Genomic DNA, 19,469 nt, shown 5'->3' with positions numbered 1-19,469 from the left:
GGCATAGCACGGCTGGGGCAGGCTCTGATTCCCCAGAAGGTCGCCAACGGGGACCATCAGTTTCTGGTAACGGTGGTACATCACCAGCGAATTCAACACCCCATGACGATCTGCCCGGGCGTTCACCCAGGCATCAAACTCGTAAAACGGCGCCTGCGTGATGGTGGGGTTACCTTGTTTTCGGAAGGGAGCCTTTTTTGGGTAAGTCCAGACGGTGACCAGGCCTGTGCGGCGATTGAGCTCCCATTCAGGCCCCCTGCCGGTTTTCAGGAGCCACTTTGGGAAGAGGTTGAACATGATTTTGGTGAGCTGCCAAACTGCGAGCGGGAGAATCGTACAGATAGCCACAAATATAAATAGGTCTTTTTTAGAATCAATCAGGTATGGGTCATTACCAAAAGTAAAATAGAACAACAGAGAAACAACGATAGATAAGGGCCCTAAGGTAAAGAAGGCAAATTTTGAGAGGATACCCACAAAGTCAACAGCAATAACCCGAAACGCCATACGGGCGTGACGAATGCACTCGTGGTCCATTCGGCCCTGGTAGCCGACCCCCGCCAGGGGATCACCCTCTCTCTCAATGCGCCGCAAGCTCTTGGGCGGGACCCTCGACAGTATTGAGGCCGGGGCCACATCCTGGGCATTCCCCCAAGGCAATCGAATACTACCTGTCCGGCCAAGCGTTGACCGGTTGGCATCCCCGCGTTGGTCTTGCTGGCTTGGGATCGACTCCGGACGATAGGCTCCGAGGCCATAGTAGCCGCCGGAGGTGGTAGCCAATGTAAATGAATTATTGATAGGGATGACCATGAAAGCCTACTTAGTCACGCTAACATGGCCCCTCGAGGCTCATCGGGCAATGGCAAACCACGACCCTGGATGTGGGCATCGAGGATACAGGCATGATGAAAGTTCGTCTCCCGCAGACGGTTTTGCCACCGTTGTTCGTGGTTCTTGCGCCAGTCCTCCCGGGTGATCTTGCGCCACTTGCGCGGGTCCCGCCCCGTACGTTCATCGTGAGCAGCGGTCACCGGGTCTCGGGCGCGGAAGGGCTCGAAGATCGGCACGTCTGGCAGGGGACCGCTCACGTCCATAAACTGCTGGATCATGTCCCAGTAGGCATACACTTCCTTCTGGTTCATGGCGTCGGTGAGCAGGCCTTTCATCCACAGTTGGTGTGTGCTGTAACGGTGCTGTAACACCAAGTTGAAATAGCGACCGCCGCGGCCTGAGGGGGTATGCACCAGGTAAGCGTCGAACTCGATGAAGGGCGCCTCGAAGACGGTCTTGCCCTCCTTGATCCGAACCAGCCCTTCCCGGCGGTAAAGGCCTGTGGGATTGGCTCGCTGACGCTTGTCGGTGAGGTAGGCTAGCTGCAAACGGCCATACTTGCCGCCGAAGTAGCCTATTGCTATGAGTAAGTAAATGAACTTAAAGGTATCGTATATCCACAACACACCTTTGATGGATGGTTCTGTAAATATGACTTTAAGAATTAAAAGACCTAACGGAATTAAAAAAACGAAGAAGGCAAGTAAAGAGCACATATACAGCATGTACAAGAAGCCTTGCAGTCCACTCAGGAGGCCCTTACTGACCGAGAACACCGACTCCCCCCAAGGATAACCATCCTCCGCATCCTTATCGCTCTCAAACAAGCGGGCGTAGGCCAGTTGCGCCTCTATGGTGTTGGGCACTATTGGATTCTGATTGTGCCCCCAAGGCAGGCGCTGGAAAGCCCGGTCCATGTCCGGGTGCCCTCCCGGTGGCAAGGCCGGGATGGCATCGGAACGATAGGCGGTGGTTTGATAGACATCATTCATAACGGGTCAACTCGTAATCGTGAGCCAGCGAGGGTTGTCCCCGCCGCGTTCCGGTTCGTCTGCCGCAGGTACCAGCGGTTGGTCCATATCGCTAGTCGGCAACAGACCGCCGTTGCCCAAAGCAACCTGCACCTTCGCCGTCAGCTTTTCCAGGGAGCGGAAACGGCCCATGCCGCGCCACTGGGGTTTGGGCACATGGAAGCGCAACATCTGGCGTTTGGCGTCGTAGTACACGAACTCGGGGATGAGGGGCTTCACCTTACCGCCCAGGTTCCAGGTTATCCAGAAATGGGCCTTGAACTGCTCTTCGGGTCGATCCACTAACAGGAAGGCGGCGGAGCTGACAGAGATCACATGCCCTTCGGGGCGCTGGCTTTCAAACAACCAGTTCTTTTCCTCATCAGACAACAGGCCTTGGTCATTACATTCGGCCAGGTCAGCGCTGGCCCCGGTTAGCGGGAACAGAGCCCCCACCAGGAACTGGAAGGCATCTTCCGGTGCACTGTGGAGATGTTGGAACTGACTGGCAGGTTCCACCTTGCCAAATGGCCCGTTCTTTAGCCAGGTTTCTAACGCATCGTCGGTGCGGACAATGGCCCACACCAGCGCCGCCAAGGCCACAATGATTGCGACAGCGGCCAAAGCTGCCGCGAAGCTGATGCCTAAAATCGGCACCAAGCCCGTCTTGGCCAAGTGGGAGAACATAAACACGCCAAAGGCAGCTGCTGCTGTGAAGTACCCAACCGCAGCATCATGGTCGTTGGCCTGAACCCGCTGAATGCCTTCCCATAGGGCTAATACCACCTCCAGGGCTGCACCTGCGACGCCTGCATACTTGGCGAAGGACAGCACCTTATCAGAAAATAGCCTCCCGGCAGCCCACCTGAGCTGGGGGTTACGAATATCTCTTACTTCCAACCGAGGCCTGGTGAGCCAAGACAAACGTGTTTCCTGGGCCAAGTTCTCGGCTTCGACAATATGTCCAAGCCAATACATAAGGTTGAATATTCCATAAGCAATTGCGGTTGCTTCTTTTACTGGAATTCCCTTATCAAAGTCTGAAGAAAGAAACGTATGAACGCTATTGATGACATTAAATCCAAAAACCCCCACCATCCCGGGTGGCGCCCAGCGCATCAACTCGTTACCAATCCGGCTCGTTAAGCCCTGTGACATCCTGGCGGCAATACTGTCTTTATGGGCTAGGAACATCTCCACTTGCACAGACGCGGTCGGATTAGCGCCCTGGATACCTGCCACAGAGACCGCATTGGCGATCATCTTGCCATTGCCGTTGCGAATAACGGCGTAATTCCCCTCCATGCCGGGCCCTACCCGGTTGACCACACCGCCTTTGGGGCGAACGATTTGGCTACCACTGGCTTGGCGCAAGGCGTCATTGATGGCCTCGGTCGAGAAACGGGCAAGACCGGATTCCTGATTACCGAAGCGGATGCCCAAGGGCACCATCTCCGGATTGGGATTCGCCAGCAGGGGATTGGCATGGCCCACCACAAGCGCCCGCAGGAACGGGTTGCCCATTTTCATGTAGCGGGTCGGGATTTGTAGGGTGTCAGTCGCATGGTAGATCGGACCATCGCCAATCTTTCGCAGCAACGCCCGCTGGACGGTGAGGTAAAACTCGCTGCTAAGGTCGGCCATTAACTGGCCTAGGGTGGTGTAGGACACTTGGACCCAGCGCAGCAGGACAGGGTCCGACATCCGGGCAATGCTATCGACAACGGTCTGGCGTTCCTGTTGGCTCAGGTCGTACTGCTCTCGCAGGGCTTCAGGCAAGTCGCCGACCGCCGGACGTTGTGCCTGGAGCCATTGCATAAGACCCGGCCGGGGCTTACCTGAGCCGTCGTTTGGCTCCACTCGCCACTCGCTGATGTCATCGCCCAGTGCTTTGTCTAGGGGCACCTTATCTGCGTCAACGGTCATGAAAGCAGACAACCCGGTTTGTCCCCGCACCAGTTTCTCGATATAGGCGACACCAGCCTGGTCTCGATAAGCTTCCCGATCTCTCGCCACCTTACCCACCAGTGGATCAAACTGGAATACTGACGTGTCCAGATAGGTAAGCAGAGAATTCAGGGTCTGCAAGGCTATGGGGTAGCTTAGACCGTTGAGCGAAAACAGGTCGTTAAATACCGGAATGGCGCTGTTTTCCAATAGCTCGATTCGTCGCTGGGTCAAGTCATAGCATGTGGCCCGCCAAGACTCGCGTTCGCCCTTACGGAGCGCCTCGTCCAGCTTCTCGGTATCCACGGCGTGGCGATAGTCATCAAAGGGACCACGCTCATAGCCCTTGTGGTCGAAGATGGCCGAGTGCACTAGCATGGCACTCTTGAAATGAGGGTGGTCCTGAGTGGCCTCTGCGACCGCCTTCAGGTGGGTCAGATGTAGGCCAGTCTGACTGGTGAGCCATTCCAGCTCAAACAGAACGTCCGGCAATAGTACCGCAGGGATGTGACGCCCCCTCAAGGGTGCAAGCTGATCCTCTTCCTCAGTTGCGGACACCAAGCGATTGCGGACTTCATCCAACAAGTCTTTGCGGGCGGTCTCCGCATTGTCTGCCTGCAGCTCGCCGACACCCGCCTGACTATCAGACTGGGTCCGCCAATCCTCTCCAATCAATTCGTCCATCCAGCGGTTCAGGCCGCTGGCAACGTCAACAGTCTCCGCTGCCTTGCACACATAACCTTCCTGGCGCTCCAACTCGTCCTGAATGCGGTGGAGCACCGTGTTGTCCCGTTCCAGACCACCACCGCCCAGAGACTGGGTCACTCGAAATGGATTGGATGCGTCCTTTTCCCGCCCCGGATCTCGACGGCGGCAGGGGGCGGCCTGGTCTAGCGGCATCCATCCTAAGCCCGCATGGGCCTCAGGACCAAACCGGCGACCGTGCTCATACCTGTCCAGCCCACCCAGGTTCTCACAGCGGGCCTGACGACGGGCATTGATCGCCTGGGCCCCTTCTTTACCATAGGCGGGTATGCCCGTCAGTTCCCGGTAACTGGCTGGCAGGTGAATAATATCCTGGCCCGATTCCAATGACTCGATGTAGTCCCAACTCCACTGCTGTTCTGACCAGGCCAGTTCGACGTCACCGATGGTCCATTCAGCACGAGCAACCCCCTGGAAGCGGGCTGGTACCCAGAGAGTGTCCATAGCGACGCTCACGGCAGGTCGATCGTCCAGCCTGGCCCGATCTTCGGGCGCATTTATCAGCTTGGCCTGCTCTCGCCAACAGGCCAAGTCGATATCCCTGAGCTTGCCGTTTTCGTCTGTTTGGAGTTCCCGCCAGAGGATACCTTTCCAGAACACGTAGAGGTATCCAGGACGTAGCAATGCCTGGCCCCGCGCGCCTTCCACCCAAGGCAGGCTCGCCATTGGATAGACAGGGAACAATAGGTTGGACTGTGTGCGGCCCGTGAGCCGGGTTGGTTGCACGTTGTCAAGCAGGGGGAGTCGCAGCAGACCTCCCTGCTCCGTTTCGATCGTCATTGCCAGGGTGTGATCAAAACGCTCGGCGCGATTCACCACATAGTCGCATTCGTAACGCTGGTGCCATTGCTTCTGGGCCATGGTGAGCGCATTAACGACTTCTCCGTTTTTCTCCAGCACAAGCCCGTGACCTGAGTGAATGTCCGTGCCCGCCACTTCCACATAGAGCCGCTCAGGCTCCTTGCAAGGAGCCGCCGCAGTAATGCCGCTGGTGTCTGTCATGCGTGGGTATCCTTCCAATTCCGTTTGGCCGCTAAGCCTTGCCGAATGGCATCCAGTTTTACGTTGTCCAGATGCAACCAGCCGTCCTCCAGCTGCTCGATATCAGATGAATGCTTTATCCCAACTTCACCGAGGACAGCTTTGTCATCAAGCAACCATAGCCACTTTGTTATAGGGCCATGGAGCTTCGCGCGTTCGGCAACGCTTAACTCGGGGTACATGGCACTCATGATCCAGGCGTCGTGAAACCGGAACATCGCATCCGCTCCCTCTCGGACACGGACCGACACCAGTGTACGTAAGTGGTGACCAACGCCAGCCAGGTCCTGCTCCGATCCAAGCAGCGATCCTGCCAGGCCAGGAAAGTCTGTCCGCCAATGCCTTATCCAACTATCTGGCTGATCAAGCTTGAGCAAGACCGGGCTCACCTTCACCAATTCCGTATAGGGACCACCTTGGTAAATGGATAACCACTCAGGGCTCGGAATCGACGCGTATATCAGTTGAAGAGTGTCATAGCCAGGATCGGCCCCTTCAAGAATGGCGTACCAGTTCAGGCTGTCGTCAAAGGCATGGCTACTGGCGGCCTCACTTAGAGCAAATTGGCGCATCAGGCGCTCTCCCGACAGTGGCAGTTTTCAAGTGGGCATCTGCCATCAGGCTGCTCCATACACTTATCGACTAGGGCGAGGTCTTCAACAGCCGCCACTTCCAGTGCGGCAATCATGTCATCGGGTTTACCAATTGCCCTTAGACCAACCTCCGCCAAGGCCACCGGCGCAACCGCCCCGCCATTGGCATCCACCAACCCCGGCATTCCCGGCATCTGCACCCCCTGCCCTGACCCACTTCCCGGCGAACCACCACCGTTGAGTTTGATCGCTGGGCCGCTGAGGGCGACGCCGCTGGGGTCGATTTTGACGAAGCTGCCGCCGGCTTTGAGGGTGATTTCGGCGCCGGCTTCGATGACGGCTTTCTGGCCGGCCTTGATATGGAGTTCGGTGCCGGAGTCGGTGAGCCAGGCGGTGCCGGCTTTTAGATGAAGAGTGCCGGTGACGTTGAAACTGTGGTCCTGGCCAACCTGTTCGCGGCGTTCGCCGTCTACGGTCAGGTGGTCACTGGCTTTGATGTGGCTGATCCGTTCGTTCTCCACCGTCAGGTGGCTGTCATGTTTGATGACCTCGGTGCGGTCGTTCTCGGTCAGCAGGTCCAGGTCTTTCTGGGCGTGGAGGTAGATCTGTTCCTGGTTGGCTTCGTCTTCAAACCGCAGCTCGTTGCTGCCCTCGCCCTTGTGGGTCTGGGTTTTCAGCACCGTTCGGGTTTTGTGTTCCGGCAGTGCGTAGGGCGGCGTGTTGGTGGCGTGGTAGGTGCGACCGGTGATGATGGGTTGGTCCGGGTCACCGTCGAGGAAGCTGACGATGACTTCGTGGCCGATCCGTGGCAGTGCCATAAAGCCGTACTGGCCACCGGCCCAACCCTGGCTGACTCGGAGCCAGGCACTTGAGTGTTCGTCGTTGCCTGAATAGCGGTCCCAGGGGAAACGCACTTTCACCCGGCCGTGTTCGTCGCAGTGGATTTCTTCCCCGGCCGGGCCGGTGACGATGGCGATCTGGGGGCCGTCCATCAGCGGTCGGTGGCTGGCTTGTGGCCGCCAGGTGCGATCCGCCGGGATGGCCTTGAATTCGTTGTGGTAGGTGGTGGGTTCGCTCCCACCCTCTTCTTCCAGGGCCTGGGGTTGGCGGCCGGTATGCTCGACCCCGGTGATCAGCCAGTCGCGGTTGAGGTTGTCCTGGTTGTGGCCAGTCAGCGGCAGCTTGGTGCCCGCAGCGACGTCGGGGCGGTTGCTCTTGCCGCTGGCCACGCTGGCGTTGTTACGCAGGGCGTCCAGTTTGGCCTGGGTGAAGGCGGTGCCGCTGGCATCGGCCTTGAAGCGGCCCGGGTAGTCGTAATGTTGGTAATCGTCGCGCTGGCCATCCAGGTTGGTGGCGGCGCGTTCATGCATCAGGGCGTAGGCGGGGTTCTGGAAGGTGTAGTCCTTCATCGCCACCGAGGCGGCGCGAACCCGTTCCCGGTAGTTGAACGCAAAGACCGCCGGTTGCCGACTACTGCCGCCGGCGGCGGCGTTGTAGGTGGCCTCCGCCAGGGTGAGAGTGTCGCCGTGATGGTCTGAGATCGTCAGTGGCTGGGTATCGGCGTCGAGGTCAAACCGGTAGTGCCAGCCTTCTTCGGCGGCCAGGCGCTGAAGGAAGTCCAGGTCACTTTCCCGGTGCTGGACGCAGTATTCCCGTTCTGCCGGGGTGCGTTTGAGGTCAAAGACGGTATCGGCGATACCGCGCTCTTCCAACAAGGTCTTGAGGATCTGGTCCGGGGTCTGGGTCTGGAAGATGCGGCTGTTGTGCATCAGCCCCAGCCGCCACAGCGGGGGTTCCACCACCCCCTCGTAACGGGTACGGCGGTGGCCACTGTCGCCGCGGGCGAATTCGGACACCACACCGGTGAAACGGCGCAGCAACTGGCCGTCCTGCCATACCGCCAGTTCGACCGGTTGTTCCAACACCTCGTTAACCGCAACGGCGGGGTCAAAGCTGGCCAGTTCCAACTTGCCATGGAATAGCTGGGACAGGGCTTCGGTAAATTCGAAGCCGACCACGGCGAACAGGTCAGCGGGAAGTTCGCCGACACGCACAGTGAATTGCAGTCCGGTTGCCTGGGGCATGTCTTCAGTCCTTGAAGAGTTTCTCAGGAGGGGGACAGAATTGAATTCCGTCCCCGGCCATAGGTCAGTTGCTGACGCCGCTGCCGCTACCAATCAGAGTGCCACCACAGGTCACCGCATCACCGGTCAGGGCAACGGGTTTTCCTTCAATCAACACGGTGGGATTGCCTGCGGCCACAAATCGTGGGTGCGGCGGATGCTTGGGCTTAGAGTGGATCGCCAACGGATCCCCCTGACGGGCAATGGGTTTGCCATCCAACAGCACGGTGGCGCTGCCCGCGATGACCGGGGTGGGGGGAAAGCCTTCGTGGTCGGTGCCGATATCACCCAACAGGACAATATTCCTGGTCATGCTGTTACCTCCTTGGTAGCACTACCCCAGCCTTCCTGGCCGGGGGTGGTTAAGCTGCGGGCCCAGTCTAATACAGACTGCGGGGTATCCGGTACCCTGCAAGCAGCTGCTGTGTGAACGGGTTGGTATTGCTGGCGGCGTGGAGCCGGTAACGCATCTCGCCGTCATCCAGCTGGAACTTCACATCCACGGCGCTTGCGCTAACCCCGGTAATGTCAGCCCGATCCAGGAGCCGGAACAGGGCCCAGGGCCCGGTCGTCGACAGGCTGCGGGGTGATCGGTTGAACGCCGTCGGCACCAGGGTGATGCGACTTTCCACGCTGTCGCGCAGGGTGTTCGGCCACACCAGCGGGATACTCTGGCGGGGGCCGTGGCTGAACTCCACCAGCTGGCCATCGATGTTGACCACACTGCGGCGCTTGTTGGACGACAGGTTAACCGGTTCCATGGCGAACTCCACATCCAGGGTTCCGTTGCGAGTGAAGAACGCCTGACGAATCTGCTCCGCCTGCTCCAGTGCTGCCAATACATCCCGCCGGACCAGGGACGCCCGCCGCGACATCAGCACGTGTTCCGGGTGGTCTTCCAGAAACAGCTTGAGGTTGTCATTGTAGAAGCTGTTGAGCACGCCGTCCGGACCGAAGAACCGCTCGAAGTCCTGCAACGCCGCGTCCCGCCCGGCTTCCGGGGTGAACGGATAGTGGCGTGCCAGGGTCTGCTGGAAGGGCTGATAGACATCCCGGTACCACTGCCGCTCCAGCTGGGCGACCGCCCGGTTCAACACCACCCGCCAGCTTTCCGTCGCGAGCTTCTCCAACATTCGATCCAGCGGAGCTGGCTGGTTATCCGCCAGCCGTTGCAGGGTGAAGATGGGGTCGGCGCCCTGCAGCCCCATTCGGGCCCGGGCCGCGGCCAAGGCCGCCTTGCCCTGATCCGGCGCTTCCTGGATACCCCGCAGGTAGATGTGCAGGCTGGTGAGTACCTCCATGATCTGGTCGAGGCCACTGGGCTGGTCGCCGTCCTTGTCCAGAAGTTCATTGAGGTCGGTGAACTGGCGTTCAATGCCCTGGGTCATGCGGAAGTGGGAGGATTGGGCCAGCACGGTATCCCTCAGCTCCCCCCCCATCGCAGGCTCAGGCATCAGCACGGTGTGGTGGCGAACCTGGGTCAACAACTGTCGCAAAGGCTGGTGACCACTGGTCAGACTTTCCAGTATCCGTACTCCGTGGTTCAGGTCCTCAAACCGGTAGATGTCCAACCGGCTCAGGGCCAGACGCCAGGTGTCGGCGTATTGGCGGGCGTACCGGTCCTGAAGTTCAGCCAGCAGCTGTTCCTCGTCGGCGGTACTGAAGTCGATGTTATCCCGGCGCCCCAGTACCCAGGCATCGATCAGCGCCAGCTCGGTGGCCGCCCCTGACTCACGCAGGAAGAAGCGTTCCAGGCCATCGCGGGTCAGCATGCCGGGAATACGCAGCGGATCGACCTCGTCGTCGATGTCATCCGGCAGAGGCCGGCCCAAATCGTCCAGGCGCGCAAACACCGCGCTGAACGCCGGACCGGACGCCCGGCCCAGGTTCATGGGGGTCTGGAACTGCTCCACCGCATCCTGTTCCAGTGACTGGTAGACACGGTCGGAGGTTGCTACCCGGCCGAGTTCATCCTGGGCCCATTGAACGCTGCTGCGGAATGGCGTCAGCGCCATATCCGCCGCCCGGTCGCCGGCGGCAACCATGGCCGCCAGGTCGGTATACTGCAGGGCATAGTCGAGGTGGCGGCGAAGTCGCTGCTGGACACTGCGCTGGCCGGGGAATCGCTGCTGCCAGAAGCTGTCCATATACCCCACCACAATATCAGTACGTCGCCCGCTGCCGTCGTAGAGCATCCGCAAGACCCGCAAATGGCGCAGGCGCTCGCTGCTGCTGTCCGGAGCACGGCTCATCTCTTCACTGACTCCCAGCATCAGCGCTGGCATGAACTGGTACGCCAGCATATCCAGGTAAGAGGCTTCTACCGCCGGGCCAACCCGGCGGCCCTGGTACAACCCCATATCGGCCACCACCGGCCATTGCTCCCGGTAATCACCAAACGCCAGGGTGGCCTGCCGGAGCTGGTCCAGCGGGTCCAGCAGGTTACGACCGGTGGTGTCGGGCTCGTAACCAATTGGTTGCCAGTTCGCGAGAAACTGGCGGACATCCTGCTCCACTTTGGCCGCGGTCTCGGCGTTTTTGAGGAAGTAGTGCTGCCAACCGGCGGTCATTCCGAGGCCTGCCGTCAGGGCAACCACGGCGGCCATGGCCACCCGGCGCCGGCGTTGGCGCACCACCCGCAGATTGTCGCCAGCGAGCCCGGCTTCCGGATAAATGACTGACGGGAACAGTGCATCGGTAAAGTAGCTCTGGGACTGGCCACCGCGCTGGGCCGGCTGGATCGGGGCAGCCAGGCCATAGCTGGCCGCCGCTGCGGAGATAAAGGCGTCTTCCGGCACCCCTTCCTGATACACCGAGGTAAAGAACGTGCCACGCACCAGGGCCGGGGTGGAAAACGCATCCGCGCACAGGGCGTCCGTCAGGAACTGGGCCAGCGCGGGCTGCAATCCCGCGACCTGGCGGGTGAATGAGTAGGCCGCGCTGCGTTCCTCGCTGTCACGAATGGCCATCAGGACGTCCGGCAGACCGTCGTTGAGCTGTTCCACCATGTCCCGGTACTGCGCGTCAAACTGGCTGAGCCATTCGTCCGGATCACGGCTGTCCACCCGGAAGGTAAACCCGAAAGGCTGCTGGCGCTCATCTTTGCTGATGCCACGAAAATACGCGGAGAAGCCATGGAGCAGGTCCATTTTGGTGAAGCTGATGTACACCGGCAACCGGGCCCCCAGCCGCTCCATCAGTTCCCGCAACCGGGTACGCAACAAGACCGCCTGCGCCTTGCGTTGGTCCGGGGCGCTGACACTCAGACGAGCCAGGTCAACGGCAAGCACCACGCCGTTCAGCGGGCGACGGGAGCGATTCTGCTCCAGCCACTGGATAAAGTGATGCCAGAGCCGCTCCTCCATCGCGCCGCCGGCGCCATCACTACTCCTCTGGCTCAGCAGTTCGCCATCCGGGTCGATCAGCACACCCTGGTCACCCACCCACCACTCAAAGCCCAGCGGATTACGTTCGCTACGGGTGTTGCGGGTGACGTTGGTCAGGGTGTAGGTCTGCCCGGAGCGCTGGATCAGACTGCTCTTACCAGCGTCCTCCAAACCCATCACCAGATACCACGGCAGCCGGTAAATGCCATGCCGGCCCGGCAGGTTGTCTTTCAGCGATTTGAGCTGGCGGTCCAGCAACCGTTGCTGGCGTCGTTCATACACCAGTACCGGGTCTTCCTGTTCCATTTTCTCCTCGGCCTGGGCCTTGTTGACCCGGCCCAGGCGCCGGGCGAGCACCGTGCCCCACACCAACACCAGTAGCAGCACCAGCCCCAGACTGACCAGCGCCCGCATCTGCCAGGCCGCCAGCGGATATTCATGGTTGATCTCCCAGCGCGGCCCCAGCCACCAGGTCGCTACCAACAGCCCCACCACCCCCAGGACCAGGGTGACCGGGGCCGCGTTCCTGAGGTAAGGCAGCAGCCAGCGGCCCACGAGTAATACTTTTCTCCACATGGTTTCCATTCCGCTTGTTCCTATCGTCCGTCTTTGTGCAATTCCGTCTCTGTCCAATTCCGCACTACATCAACCGTTCCAGGCGGGCGATCAGGCCCGGTTCCCAGTCGTCCAGGGTCAGCGCCCGGGTCTGTTCCTGAAGGTCGCGTACCTGCTGGCGGGCCAGGGTTTTCATGCCGCTTTCACGCAGCAGCTCCGTACACATCAATCGCCAGTAAAACCGGTCCCGGGGCTCCTTGGCTTCGGCCAGTCCGTCTTCCAGTCCCTGCATGGCCGGGCCAAGCCCGTCCCGGGGCAACAGTTCCGCCGCCCGTTCATAAGCCTGCTGCCAGCCCGACCCGCTGCTGCCGGATTTCGCCGGTGATGCCAGCAACCAGTCGGCCACCGCCTTGGGCAGAAACGGCGTACCGTCGTTAAACGTGAGCGCCTCCAGTGTGGGCAAGCGGTCGAGGAAACGACGCAACGCCAGGCGGATGGCCTCACTGCAGTCACCGTGGCCGAGGGCATCCGCGACCTGGGCACTGAGCCAGTGGCCTTCCAGCCAGAACGGGCTTAACGACAGGCTCTGTTCAATTCTTTGCCATAGTGCCAGGTCCGGCCCCTTGGCCAGGGCGTCGCGATAATCCGCCACCCGGTCGGCGCTCACCGCCGCCAGGTCGGTCTTGACGCCATCACGACTGGGCGGCTCTGCACTGATGCCGTTCCAGATCGCGTAGCGGCGCAACTGGTATCCCAGGGTTTCCGCCGGGGACAGGTCGGTCAGCAGATCTGCGACCTTGAGCAGGCTCTGGCGGGTCGCCCGCTCGTTGCCGGCATCCAGGGTCAGGTCGCCAAGAGAGGGCGTCGCGGCCGCCGCCGGGGATGATGCGGGAGGTGATTCAGGGCGTGATGACGAGGGGGCCACTGGCGGCTCACTCGCGGCCTGGTTGGCCGCCGGTAAACGCTCGATCTGGCGTTTAAGGTCGTACAACCCATCATCCGGCAGGCCCTGGGCGGTGGCCTGGGTAATCAGGCACTCCACCAGCGTCAGGCAATAGCGGCGGCCGTCCCCCAGGCCGGGGTCGAAGCTGAGTTTTTCCACCTCCGCGCTGGCCCGCTGGAGAACCTGTCCGAACAACAGCTTGCGAGCCCGGGCGCCCTTGGCGCCGGGGTATGGCCAGGCCTCACTCCACCAATGGTCCAATACCCGGTGCAACAGGTACAGGGACAGGGCATAGCGCTCGCCGTTACCACCGCGCTGCAGGCACAACAGCAGAAACCCAAGAACTTTCAGGTCCTTGCTTCGATCCGCCAGCAATTGCAGGGACTCCCGCTCGACCCGCATCCAGTCGATACCGGTATGAGCCAGGGAACCGATTTTCATGATCTCGTTTTCCAGGAACTCCAGCACCGGGTCCTCACCCAAGGCGTCTCCCAGTGCCTGTTCCCCGACCAGCGGGTCGAGCACCTGGGCGACATAGGGATGCTGTTCTACTGCCTGCATAGGTCCGTCCTTCCCACTACCATCCACAATCCTGACGTAACGGCTGCAACGCCTGCGACAAGCCACTCAGGTCAAAGACCAGGCCATCGATGGCCGCGGCATCGGATTCAATCCGGAACTGGCTGGCCCGCCCCAGCCCCTTGAGGGTATGGATGGCCGGCAGGCCCCGCCCGCTACTGACCGCATACCCACTGTCACGCACCCGCCAGAGCTGGCGTTCGTTAACCCCCTCCGCAACCAGGGTCAGTGCCACCCGCTCATCATCGGACGGCCGGGGCAGCATCACCGCCAGCTCGGTGATGTTGTTGTGGCACTGTGCCAGCAACAGCGGACGCGGGGGCGCAACGCCAAGGGCCGCAATGGTGACCAGGTGACCCGCCACTGAGCCGGTATCGCGATACAGAGCTCCGGTTTCCGGTGTACGCCCCTGTTCCTGAGTAAAGGCTTCCCGCCAGCGGGGCGAGCGCGGGACTTCCGGCGTCGCCACCTGCCGGGCCGACACCGGTGTGTTGAAGACCGCATCGAAGCAAGCCAGCCGAACCAGACGCTGGGGTTCACCGGTGCAGGCCTGGGCCGCTTCCAGGCGGTTCGGGTCCTCGGCCCAGACCGGAACCGTCTGCAGGGCAAGACAAAGACCCAATGACGCCAGCCCAAGGCGCAGATTGATCACCATCACCCAGCCTCCGACACGTTGTACTTCTGGCACTTGTGCGCCAGGGTGCGCTTGGGTAGCCCCAAGCTCTCTGCGGCCTGGGCACGATTACCGTTGTAGTGCCGCAGACGTTCTGTAATCACCGCCGCCTCAAACGCCTGGGACGCCTCCCGCAGGTTGTCGATATCACGGGTCGGGGGCACTCCCGGGGCAACCACTACGGCCGTCGCCTGGCCAGCCTCTGCTCGATCCGGCTCCACCACGGCCAGCGGGTCAAGCCAAAGCGTTTCGGGCTGGATATCATCCCCGGCCGGGGTTTGCAGACAGGCAAACTCGACGACGTTCCGCAACTCCCGGACATTACCCGGGAACGGGTGGCCCGCCAGGACTCGCAGCGCCTGACTGCTGATGCCCATGGGCCCCTGCCCTTCCCGTTGCTGGTACTGGCGGATAAAGTGCCGGCACAGGGGTTCCAGGTCGTCCGAACGTTCCCGCAGCGGCGTCACGGTCAGCGGAACCTGGTTGAGCCGGTAGAACAGGTCCCGGCGAAACCCGCCATCGCGGATGCAGGCCTGCAACGGCTGGTGGGTGGCCGCCACCAGGCGGAAATCCGAGTGCTGCTCCTGCTGGGCCCCCAGCGGCCTGAACTGCCGGGTTTCCAATACCCGCAGCAACTTTGACTGAAGGCTCATCGGCATATCGCCAATTTCATCGAGGAACAGGGTGCCCCCATCCGCCTGGGCCAGGAGCCCCTGCTTGGCCCGGTCCGCGCCCGAAAATGCGCCCTTGGTGTGGCCGAACAGCTCATTTTCCAACAGCGAGTCCGGGATCGCCGCACAGTTGACCACCACAAAGGGGCCGTCGGCCCGATTGGAAAACTGGTGCAGCCCCTTTGCCACCAAATCTTTGCCACAGCCGGTTTCCCCCTGGATCAGCACCGACAGCTGACTGCCCGCAGCCCGGATGACCTGGGCCCGGAGGTCCGCCATACCGACGGAGCCCCCCACCAAGGTCGTCGCCAGCTGTTCGCTGCGGCTGCGGATGGCTTCACTGGAATGCAGCTGGTCGAGGGAGCGTTTCAGCAAACGTCGTTGCCAGACCTGGTCATTCCGTTGCAGCTCCGCCGCCCACTGGAACGCCAGCAGGGTCAGCACACCCTGGAACAGGGGCTGCGAGACGATGCCCGGCCACACTGCGGTCCGGTGGCACATCACCAGGATGCCGAGCACCTTACCGCTCTCGGCGCACACCGGCTGCAGCCACAGGGCGTCCGCTTTGCCACTGGCCTCCAGCAGCGCCTGGAAGCCAGGGTGGTCGAGCCGGTAACCGGCATCCCGCGACAGCTCCCGGGGCTGGCCCTGCTGCAGCACATGGGCAAAGGGATGGCTGAAATCCCGGCAATCAAAGGTCGCCTCAATCGAACTGACGGCCGCCAGCGCTTCGCAGCGCAACGCCCGGCCACTGTGTTCCAGTTCCAGCAGCCAGCAGTGGTCCACCGCAAACAGCCGCTCCACCTGCGAGGTTGCTTCCCGGAACAATGACGGCAGGTCGCCCTGGCGAATCAGCGCAACCGCCAGTTCAATACCGGTGTGCAGTTCCTTCTGCATCTGTCCCATGATGTTGTCCCAATCAATTCACGGTGCCGCTAAACCGGCCATCCAAGACCCCCAGACGGACCCCACTGACCGGTTCGCGGCTGGCGAGTTTCTCCAGCAGGGCCAGAGACACCGGCGGCAGCAGCTCGCCCTCAATGATCGATTCCAGCATCCGCGCCCCGTTTTCGCTGCGGGTGGCGCGACTGCGAATTGCAGAGACCAGCCCCTCTTCAAGCACCACCTCGGTGTGGTAGCGGTCGCGGATCTGGTCGGCCAGGCGGCCCAGTTTGTCGGCCACGATGCGGTCCAGGGTGTCTTCACCCAGTGGCAGGTAGGGCACCACTTCCATCCGCGCCAACAACGCCGGTTTGAAGAACCGGGCCAGTTCCGGGTAGAGCGCCTCTTCAATGGCTTCCGGCGTCTGCGCCTTATCAACAATGGTCTGGTAGCCCAGGTTGGAGGTGAGGAAAAACACCACATTCTTGCAGTCGATCAGGCGCCCTTCGCCGTCGGCCAACTCACCCTTGTCGAAGGCCTGATAGAACAGGTTGAGAACCTCGGGGTGGGCTTTTTCCACCTCATCCAGCAACACCACCGAATAGGGTTTCTGACGAATAGCCTCGGTCAGGACACCGCCCTCGCCAAAGCCGACGTAGCCAGGCGGCGAGCCGATCAGCCGTGATACCGTATGTTTCTCCTGGTACTCCGACATATTGATGGTGGTGAGGAACTGACGGCCGCCGTACAGGAGTTCGGCCAGCTGCACCACCGTCTCGGTTTTGCCGACGCCACTGGGGCCGACCAGCAGGAACGCACCCAGGGGGCGGCCAGGACGACGAAGGTCGGCGCGGGCCGTCAGCAGGTGCTGGTGCAAACAGTGTATGGCCATATCCTGGCCCTTGATGTGCGCTGCCAGGTACTGGGGCAAATGGGTGATCTTTTCCAGCTCGTCCGCGGTCATGCGGTTCACCGGAATTCCGGTCCAGTCCGCAATCACTTCAGCCACCTGACGGGCATCGACACGGGCATGCACCAGGGGTTCGTCCTGTTGCAACGCATCCAGCTCCTGCTCCAGGGCCGCCGCGGTGTGTTGCAGGGTCACCAGGTCGTCGCCGTCTTCCACCTCGTTGTCGTCACTGCCCGCTAACAGGCGCTGACGCACATCCACCAGTTGTGACACCAGCGACCGTTGGGTGTCCCAGCGCTGTTCCAGGTCCCCGGCTTCGGATTCCAGGGCCGTCAGCTGATGGGTGAGCGCCTCGCTGCGGTCATTATCGGTCGCCTGTCCAAGACGGCCTTCCCGTGCCAGCAGGTCACGCTCCATATCCAGCTGATGCAGCTCGCTGCGCACATGACTGAGGCGACGGGGCGGAGTGGTCAGGTTGAGGCTGACCCGGGCACAGGCGGTGTCGAGTACGTCGATGGCCTTGTCTGGCAGCTGGCGCCCGGCCAGGTAGCGGGCCGACAGATTGGCCGCGGCCTGGAGGGCATCGTCGGCAATCAGCACCGCGTGCGCGTCTTCGTACACCGTACGCAGGCCCCGAAGGATATGGACCGCCTGCGTCGGGGTTGGCTCATCCAGTGCCACCGGCTGGAAGCGACGGCTCAGCGCCGGATCTTTCTCGAAGTACTTCTTGTACTCCCGCCAGGTGGTGGCGGCGATGGTGCGCAATTCTCCCCGCGCCAGCGCCGGCTTCAGCAGGTTGGCCGCGTCTGAGCCCCCTTCGCTGTTGCCCGCACCCACCAGGGTATGCGCTTCATCAATAAACAGGATGATCGGCGTCGCGGATGCCTTCACCGCCTCGATCACGCCTTTCAGGCGCTTCTCGAATTCACCCTTCACTGAGGCACCGGCCTGCAGGGCGCCCAGATCGAGGGTCCACAGTTCGACCTTCTGCAACCGCTCCGGCACATCGCCTTCCACAATGCGCCGGGCCAGACCCTCCACCACGGCACTTTTCCCCACGCCGGCGTCACCCACCACGATGGGGTTGTTCTTCCGGCGGCGGCAGAGGATGTCGATCATTTGATCGATCTCGCGGTCACGGCACACCACCGGGTCCAGCCGCCCCTCCCGCGCCAGACGGGTGAAATTCGTGGCGTAACGACTCAGGGCGTCGAGGTCGTCCGGAGCGGAAGGCGCGGCGCCGCCAGCTCCGGTCTCCCGGGGCTGCTCCACCGAGCCTTCAGTGAGCCGGTTGAACTGCTTGCGCAGCTGTTCACGATTGATGTCCGCCAGGGGCTTACTGATGACCGGCGCCAGGTAACGGTCGGCATTCAACAGCAACGCCAGCAGTACCGCACCGGAACGCAGCTGGGTATGGCCCAGCTCGGTGGACGCCAGTAGCCAGGCGTCCTGCAGCAGCTCAATCAACAGCGGCGAGAACGAAGGGTAAGGCTCGGCGGTCCGGGGCTGGCCAGACAGGCTGTCGCCGACCACTGGCTGCAGGGCCAGCGCATCCACTCCGGTGTGCTCGAGAATCTGGCGCACATCGGAAAACGGGGTTTCCAGCAGCTTGAACAACAGATGGGCCGGGGTGATCTCCGCACCCTGTCGGCTGATGCACAACGCCGCAGAGGCTTCCAGCCCCTCGCGGCAAAATTCGTTCAGGCGCCCGATCAGCGCCGGCAGTTCTACCCGAATCACAGTGATCTCCTTATTTCGGGAGTTGTTCCAGTACGCTGAGCACGTCCTTGATGCGTTCATTCAGCGCCATGTTGTACAGGTGGTAGACACCCGCCATCGCAGCCGCAAACAGCCCCGCCATGACCCACAACGGCAGGCCACGACGAATACGGTTGCGGGCCGGGGCGACGTTTTCCAGCGGCTGGCTCAACGGCGCCGCCTCACCACCCGCCAGCGCCTTCAGCTGGTCGTAGAGCCCGCGGATGACCTGGTCGTATTCGTCGCGGCCATTGGTCATCACCTTGTAACGCCCCTCAAACCCCAGGCAGAGGCACAGGTAGATAAACTCCAGCATGTCGCGGTAGCGCGAGGGCTCCTGTTCCATTCGCGACAGGATGGCAAACACCTTTTCACCCCCCCAGGTTTCGTTGTGGAAGCGGGACAGCAGGGACTGCTGAGACCAGACACTGTGCGCACCCCAGTCGGTCCCCAGCACCGCTTCATCGATAAAGGCGCAAAGCACATAGCGATAGGCCACCAGGGTCGGCCGTTCGTAGCCTTGCTCCACCAGTTCCCGGTCGATATCCGCGATCTCGTCCACCACCTGCTGGTAGAGGGCGGGCACACGCTGGAAATGGGCCAGCCGGCGGACCCGCACCACCAGCCCCAACAGCGGGTTGGCAGCATCGATCAGTCGGTTGTCCTCGCGTCCCCGCAGCAGGAAACTGTCGTCGGCGAGTGCCGGCGACTCAGTGCGACTGTCGGCGAACAGCAACTCGCTGAATCCGCTGTCCTTGCGATATCCATTGGGTGTATCCATCACCGCTGCATCAGCCAT

Annotated in this window: 12 protein-coding genes; all 12 read right to left on the bottom strand. The window is 61.5% G+C overall.

From position 1 onward, the window contains the following. On the bottom strand, positions 1-813 hold an 813-nt coding region (locus BLV11_RS17410; RefSeq protein WP_139173252.1), incomplete at its 3' end, for a hypothetical protein. Positions 814-827: 14 nt separating this feature from the next. After that, positions 828-1,826, bottom strand: a complete 999-nt coding sequence (locus BLV11_RS17405; RefSeq protein WP_091817497.1) for a hypothetical protein — start codon at positions 1,824-1,826, stop codon at positions 828-830. A 6-nt stretch (positions 1,827-1,832) separates the two neighbouring features. After that, complete coding sequence (locus BLV11_RS17400) at positions 1,833-5,558, bottom strand: hypothetical protein (RefSeq protein ID WP_091817494.1); 3,726 nt, start codon at positions 5,556-5,558, stop codon at positions 1,833-1,835. Beyond that, positions 5,555-6,169 (bottom strand): DUF4123 domain-containing protein, encoded by a 615-nt coding sequence (locus BLV11_RS17395; protein ID WP_091817490.1) that lies wholly within the window; start codon positions 6,167-6,169, stop codon positions 5,555-5,557. Before BLV11_RS17395 ends, BLV11_RS17400 begins: the two co-directional genes overlap by 4 nt. Continuing rightward, positions 6,169-8,274 carry a type VI secretion system Vgr family protein gene (locus BLV11_RS17390; protein WP_091817486.1) on the bottom strand — a complete coding sequence of 702 codons (2,106 nt, stop codon included), beginning with the start codon at positions 8,272-8,274 and terminating at the stop codon, positions 6,169-6,171. The genes BLV11_RS17395 and BLV11_RS17390 overlap by 1 nt, the downstream gene beginning before the upstream one ends. A 64-nt stretch (positions 8,275-8,338) precedes the next feature. Beyond that, on the bottom strand, positions 8,339-8,626 hold the full coding sequence (locus BLV11_RS17385) for a type VI secretion system PAAR protein (RefSeq protein WP_091817482.1): 288 nt from the start codon (positions 8,624-8,626) through the stop codon (positions 8,339-8,341). A gap of 67 nt (positions 8,627-8,693) precedes the next feature. Beyond that, a complete protein-coding gene (gene tssM / locus BLV11_RS17380; protein WP_091817479.1) occupies positions 8,694-12,284 on the bottom strand; it encodes a type VI secretion system membrane subunit TssM in 3,591 nt (1,196 codons plus the stop codon). A gap of 55 nt (positions 12,285-12,339) precedes the next feature. Then, entirely contained in the window at positions 12,340-13,758 is a 1,419-nt protein-coding gene (gene tssA, locus BLV11_RS17375) for a type VI secretion system protein TssA (RefSeq protein WP_091817475.1), read from the bottom strand. Positions 13,759-13,774: 16 nt separating this feature from the next. After that, positions 13,775-14,431: a type VI secretion system-associated protein VasI gene (gene vasI, locus BLV11_RS17370; protein ID WP_091817472.1), complete on the bottom strand. Its 657-nt coding sequence runs from the start codon at positions 14,429-14,431 to the stop codon at positions 13,775-13,777. After that, positions 14,431-16,017, bottom strand: a complete 1,587-nt coding sequence (locus tag BLV11_RS17365) for a sigma-54 interaction domain-containing protein (RefSeq protein WP_091817469.1) — start codon at positions 16,015-16,017, stop codon at positions 14,431-14,433. The genes vasI and BLV11_RS17365 overlap by 1 nt, the downstream gene beginning before the upstream one ends. Positions 16,018-16,039: 22 nt before the next feature. After that, entirely contained in the window at positions 16,040-18,652 is a 2,613-nt protein-coding gene (gene tssH / locus BLV11_RS17360) for a type VI secretion system ATPase TssH (RefSeq protein WP_091817464.1), read from the bottom strand. Between the two features lie 10 nt (positions 18,653-18,662). Further along, a complete protein-coding gene (gene icmH, locus BLV11_RS17355) occupies positions 18,663-19,469 on the bottom strand; it encodes a type IVB secretion system protein IcmH/DotU (protein ID WP_091817461.1) in 807 nt (268 codons plus the stop codon).

This window comes from Marinobacter mobilis, from assembly GCF_900106945.1.
Lineage (GTDB): Bacteria > Pseudomonadota > Gammaproteobacteria > Pseudomonadales > Oleiphilaceae > Marinobacter > Marinobacter mobilis.
Note: the sequence above shows the minus strand (reverse complement) of the source record. Positions and strands in the feature narration are given on the sequence as shown.

What these genes read in the sequence shown, in the direction of transcription:
- BLV11_RS17400 (WP_091817494.1), bottom strand. Translation starts at nt 5,558, where the DNA reads ATGACAGACACCAGCGGCATTACTGCGGCGGCTCCTTGCAAGGAGCCT.
- tssM (WP_091817479.1), bottom strand. Translation starts at nt 12,284, where the DNA reads ATGGAAACCATGTGGAGAAAAGTATTACTCGTGGGCCGCTGGCTGCTG.
- vasI (WP_091817472.1), bottom strand. Translation starts at nt 14,431, where the DNA reads ATGGTGATCAATCTGCGCCTTGGGCTGGCGTCATTGGGTCTTTGTCTT.
- icmH (WP_091817461.1), bottom strand. Translation starts at nt 19,469, where the DNA reads ATGGCTGATGCAGCGGTGATGGATACACCCAATGGATATCGCAAGGAC.
- BLV11_RS17390 (WP_091817486.1), bottom strand. Translation starts at nt 8,274, where the DNA reads ATGCCCCAGGCAACCGGACTGCAATTCACTGTGCGTGTCGGCGAACTT.
- tssA (WP_091817475.1), bottom strand. Translation starts at nt 13,758, where the DNA reads ATGCAGGCAGTAGAACAGCATCCCTATGTCGCCCAGGTGCTCGACCCG.
- BLV11_RS17365 (WP_091817469.1), bottom strand. Translation starts at nt 16,017, where the DNA reads ATGCAGAAGGAACTGCACACCGGTATTGAACTGGCGGTTGCGCTGATT.
- BLV11_RS17405 (WP_091817497.1), bottom strand. Translation starts at nt 1,826, where the DNA reads ATGAATGATGTCTATCAAACCACCGCCTATCGTTCCGATGCCATCCCG.
- BLV11_RS17395 (WP_091817490.1), bottom strand. Translation starts at nt 6,169, where the DNA reads ATGCGCCAATTTGCTCTAAGTGAGGCCGCCAGTAGCCATGCCTTTGAC.
- BLV11_RS17385 (WP_091817482.1), bottom strand. Translation starts at nt 8,626, where the DNA reads ATGACCAGGAATATTGTCCTGTTGGGTGATATCGGCACCGACCACGAA.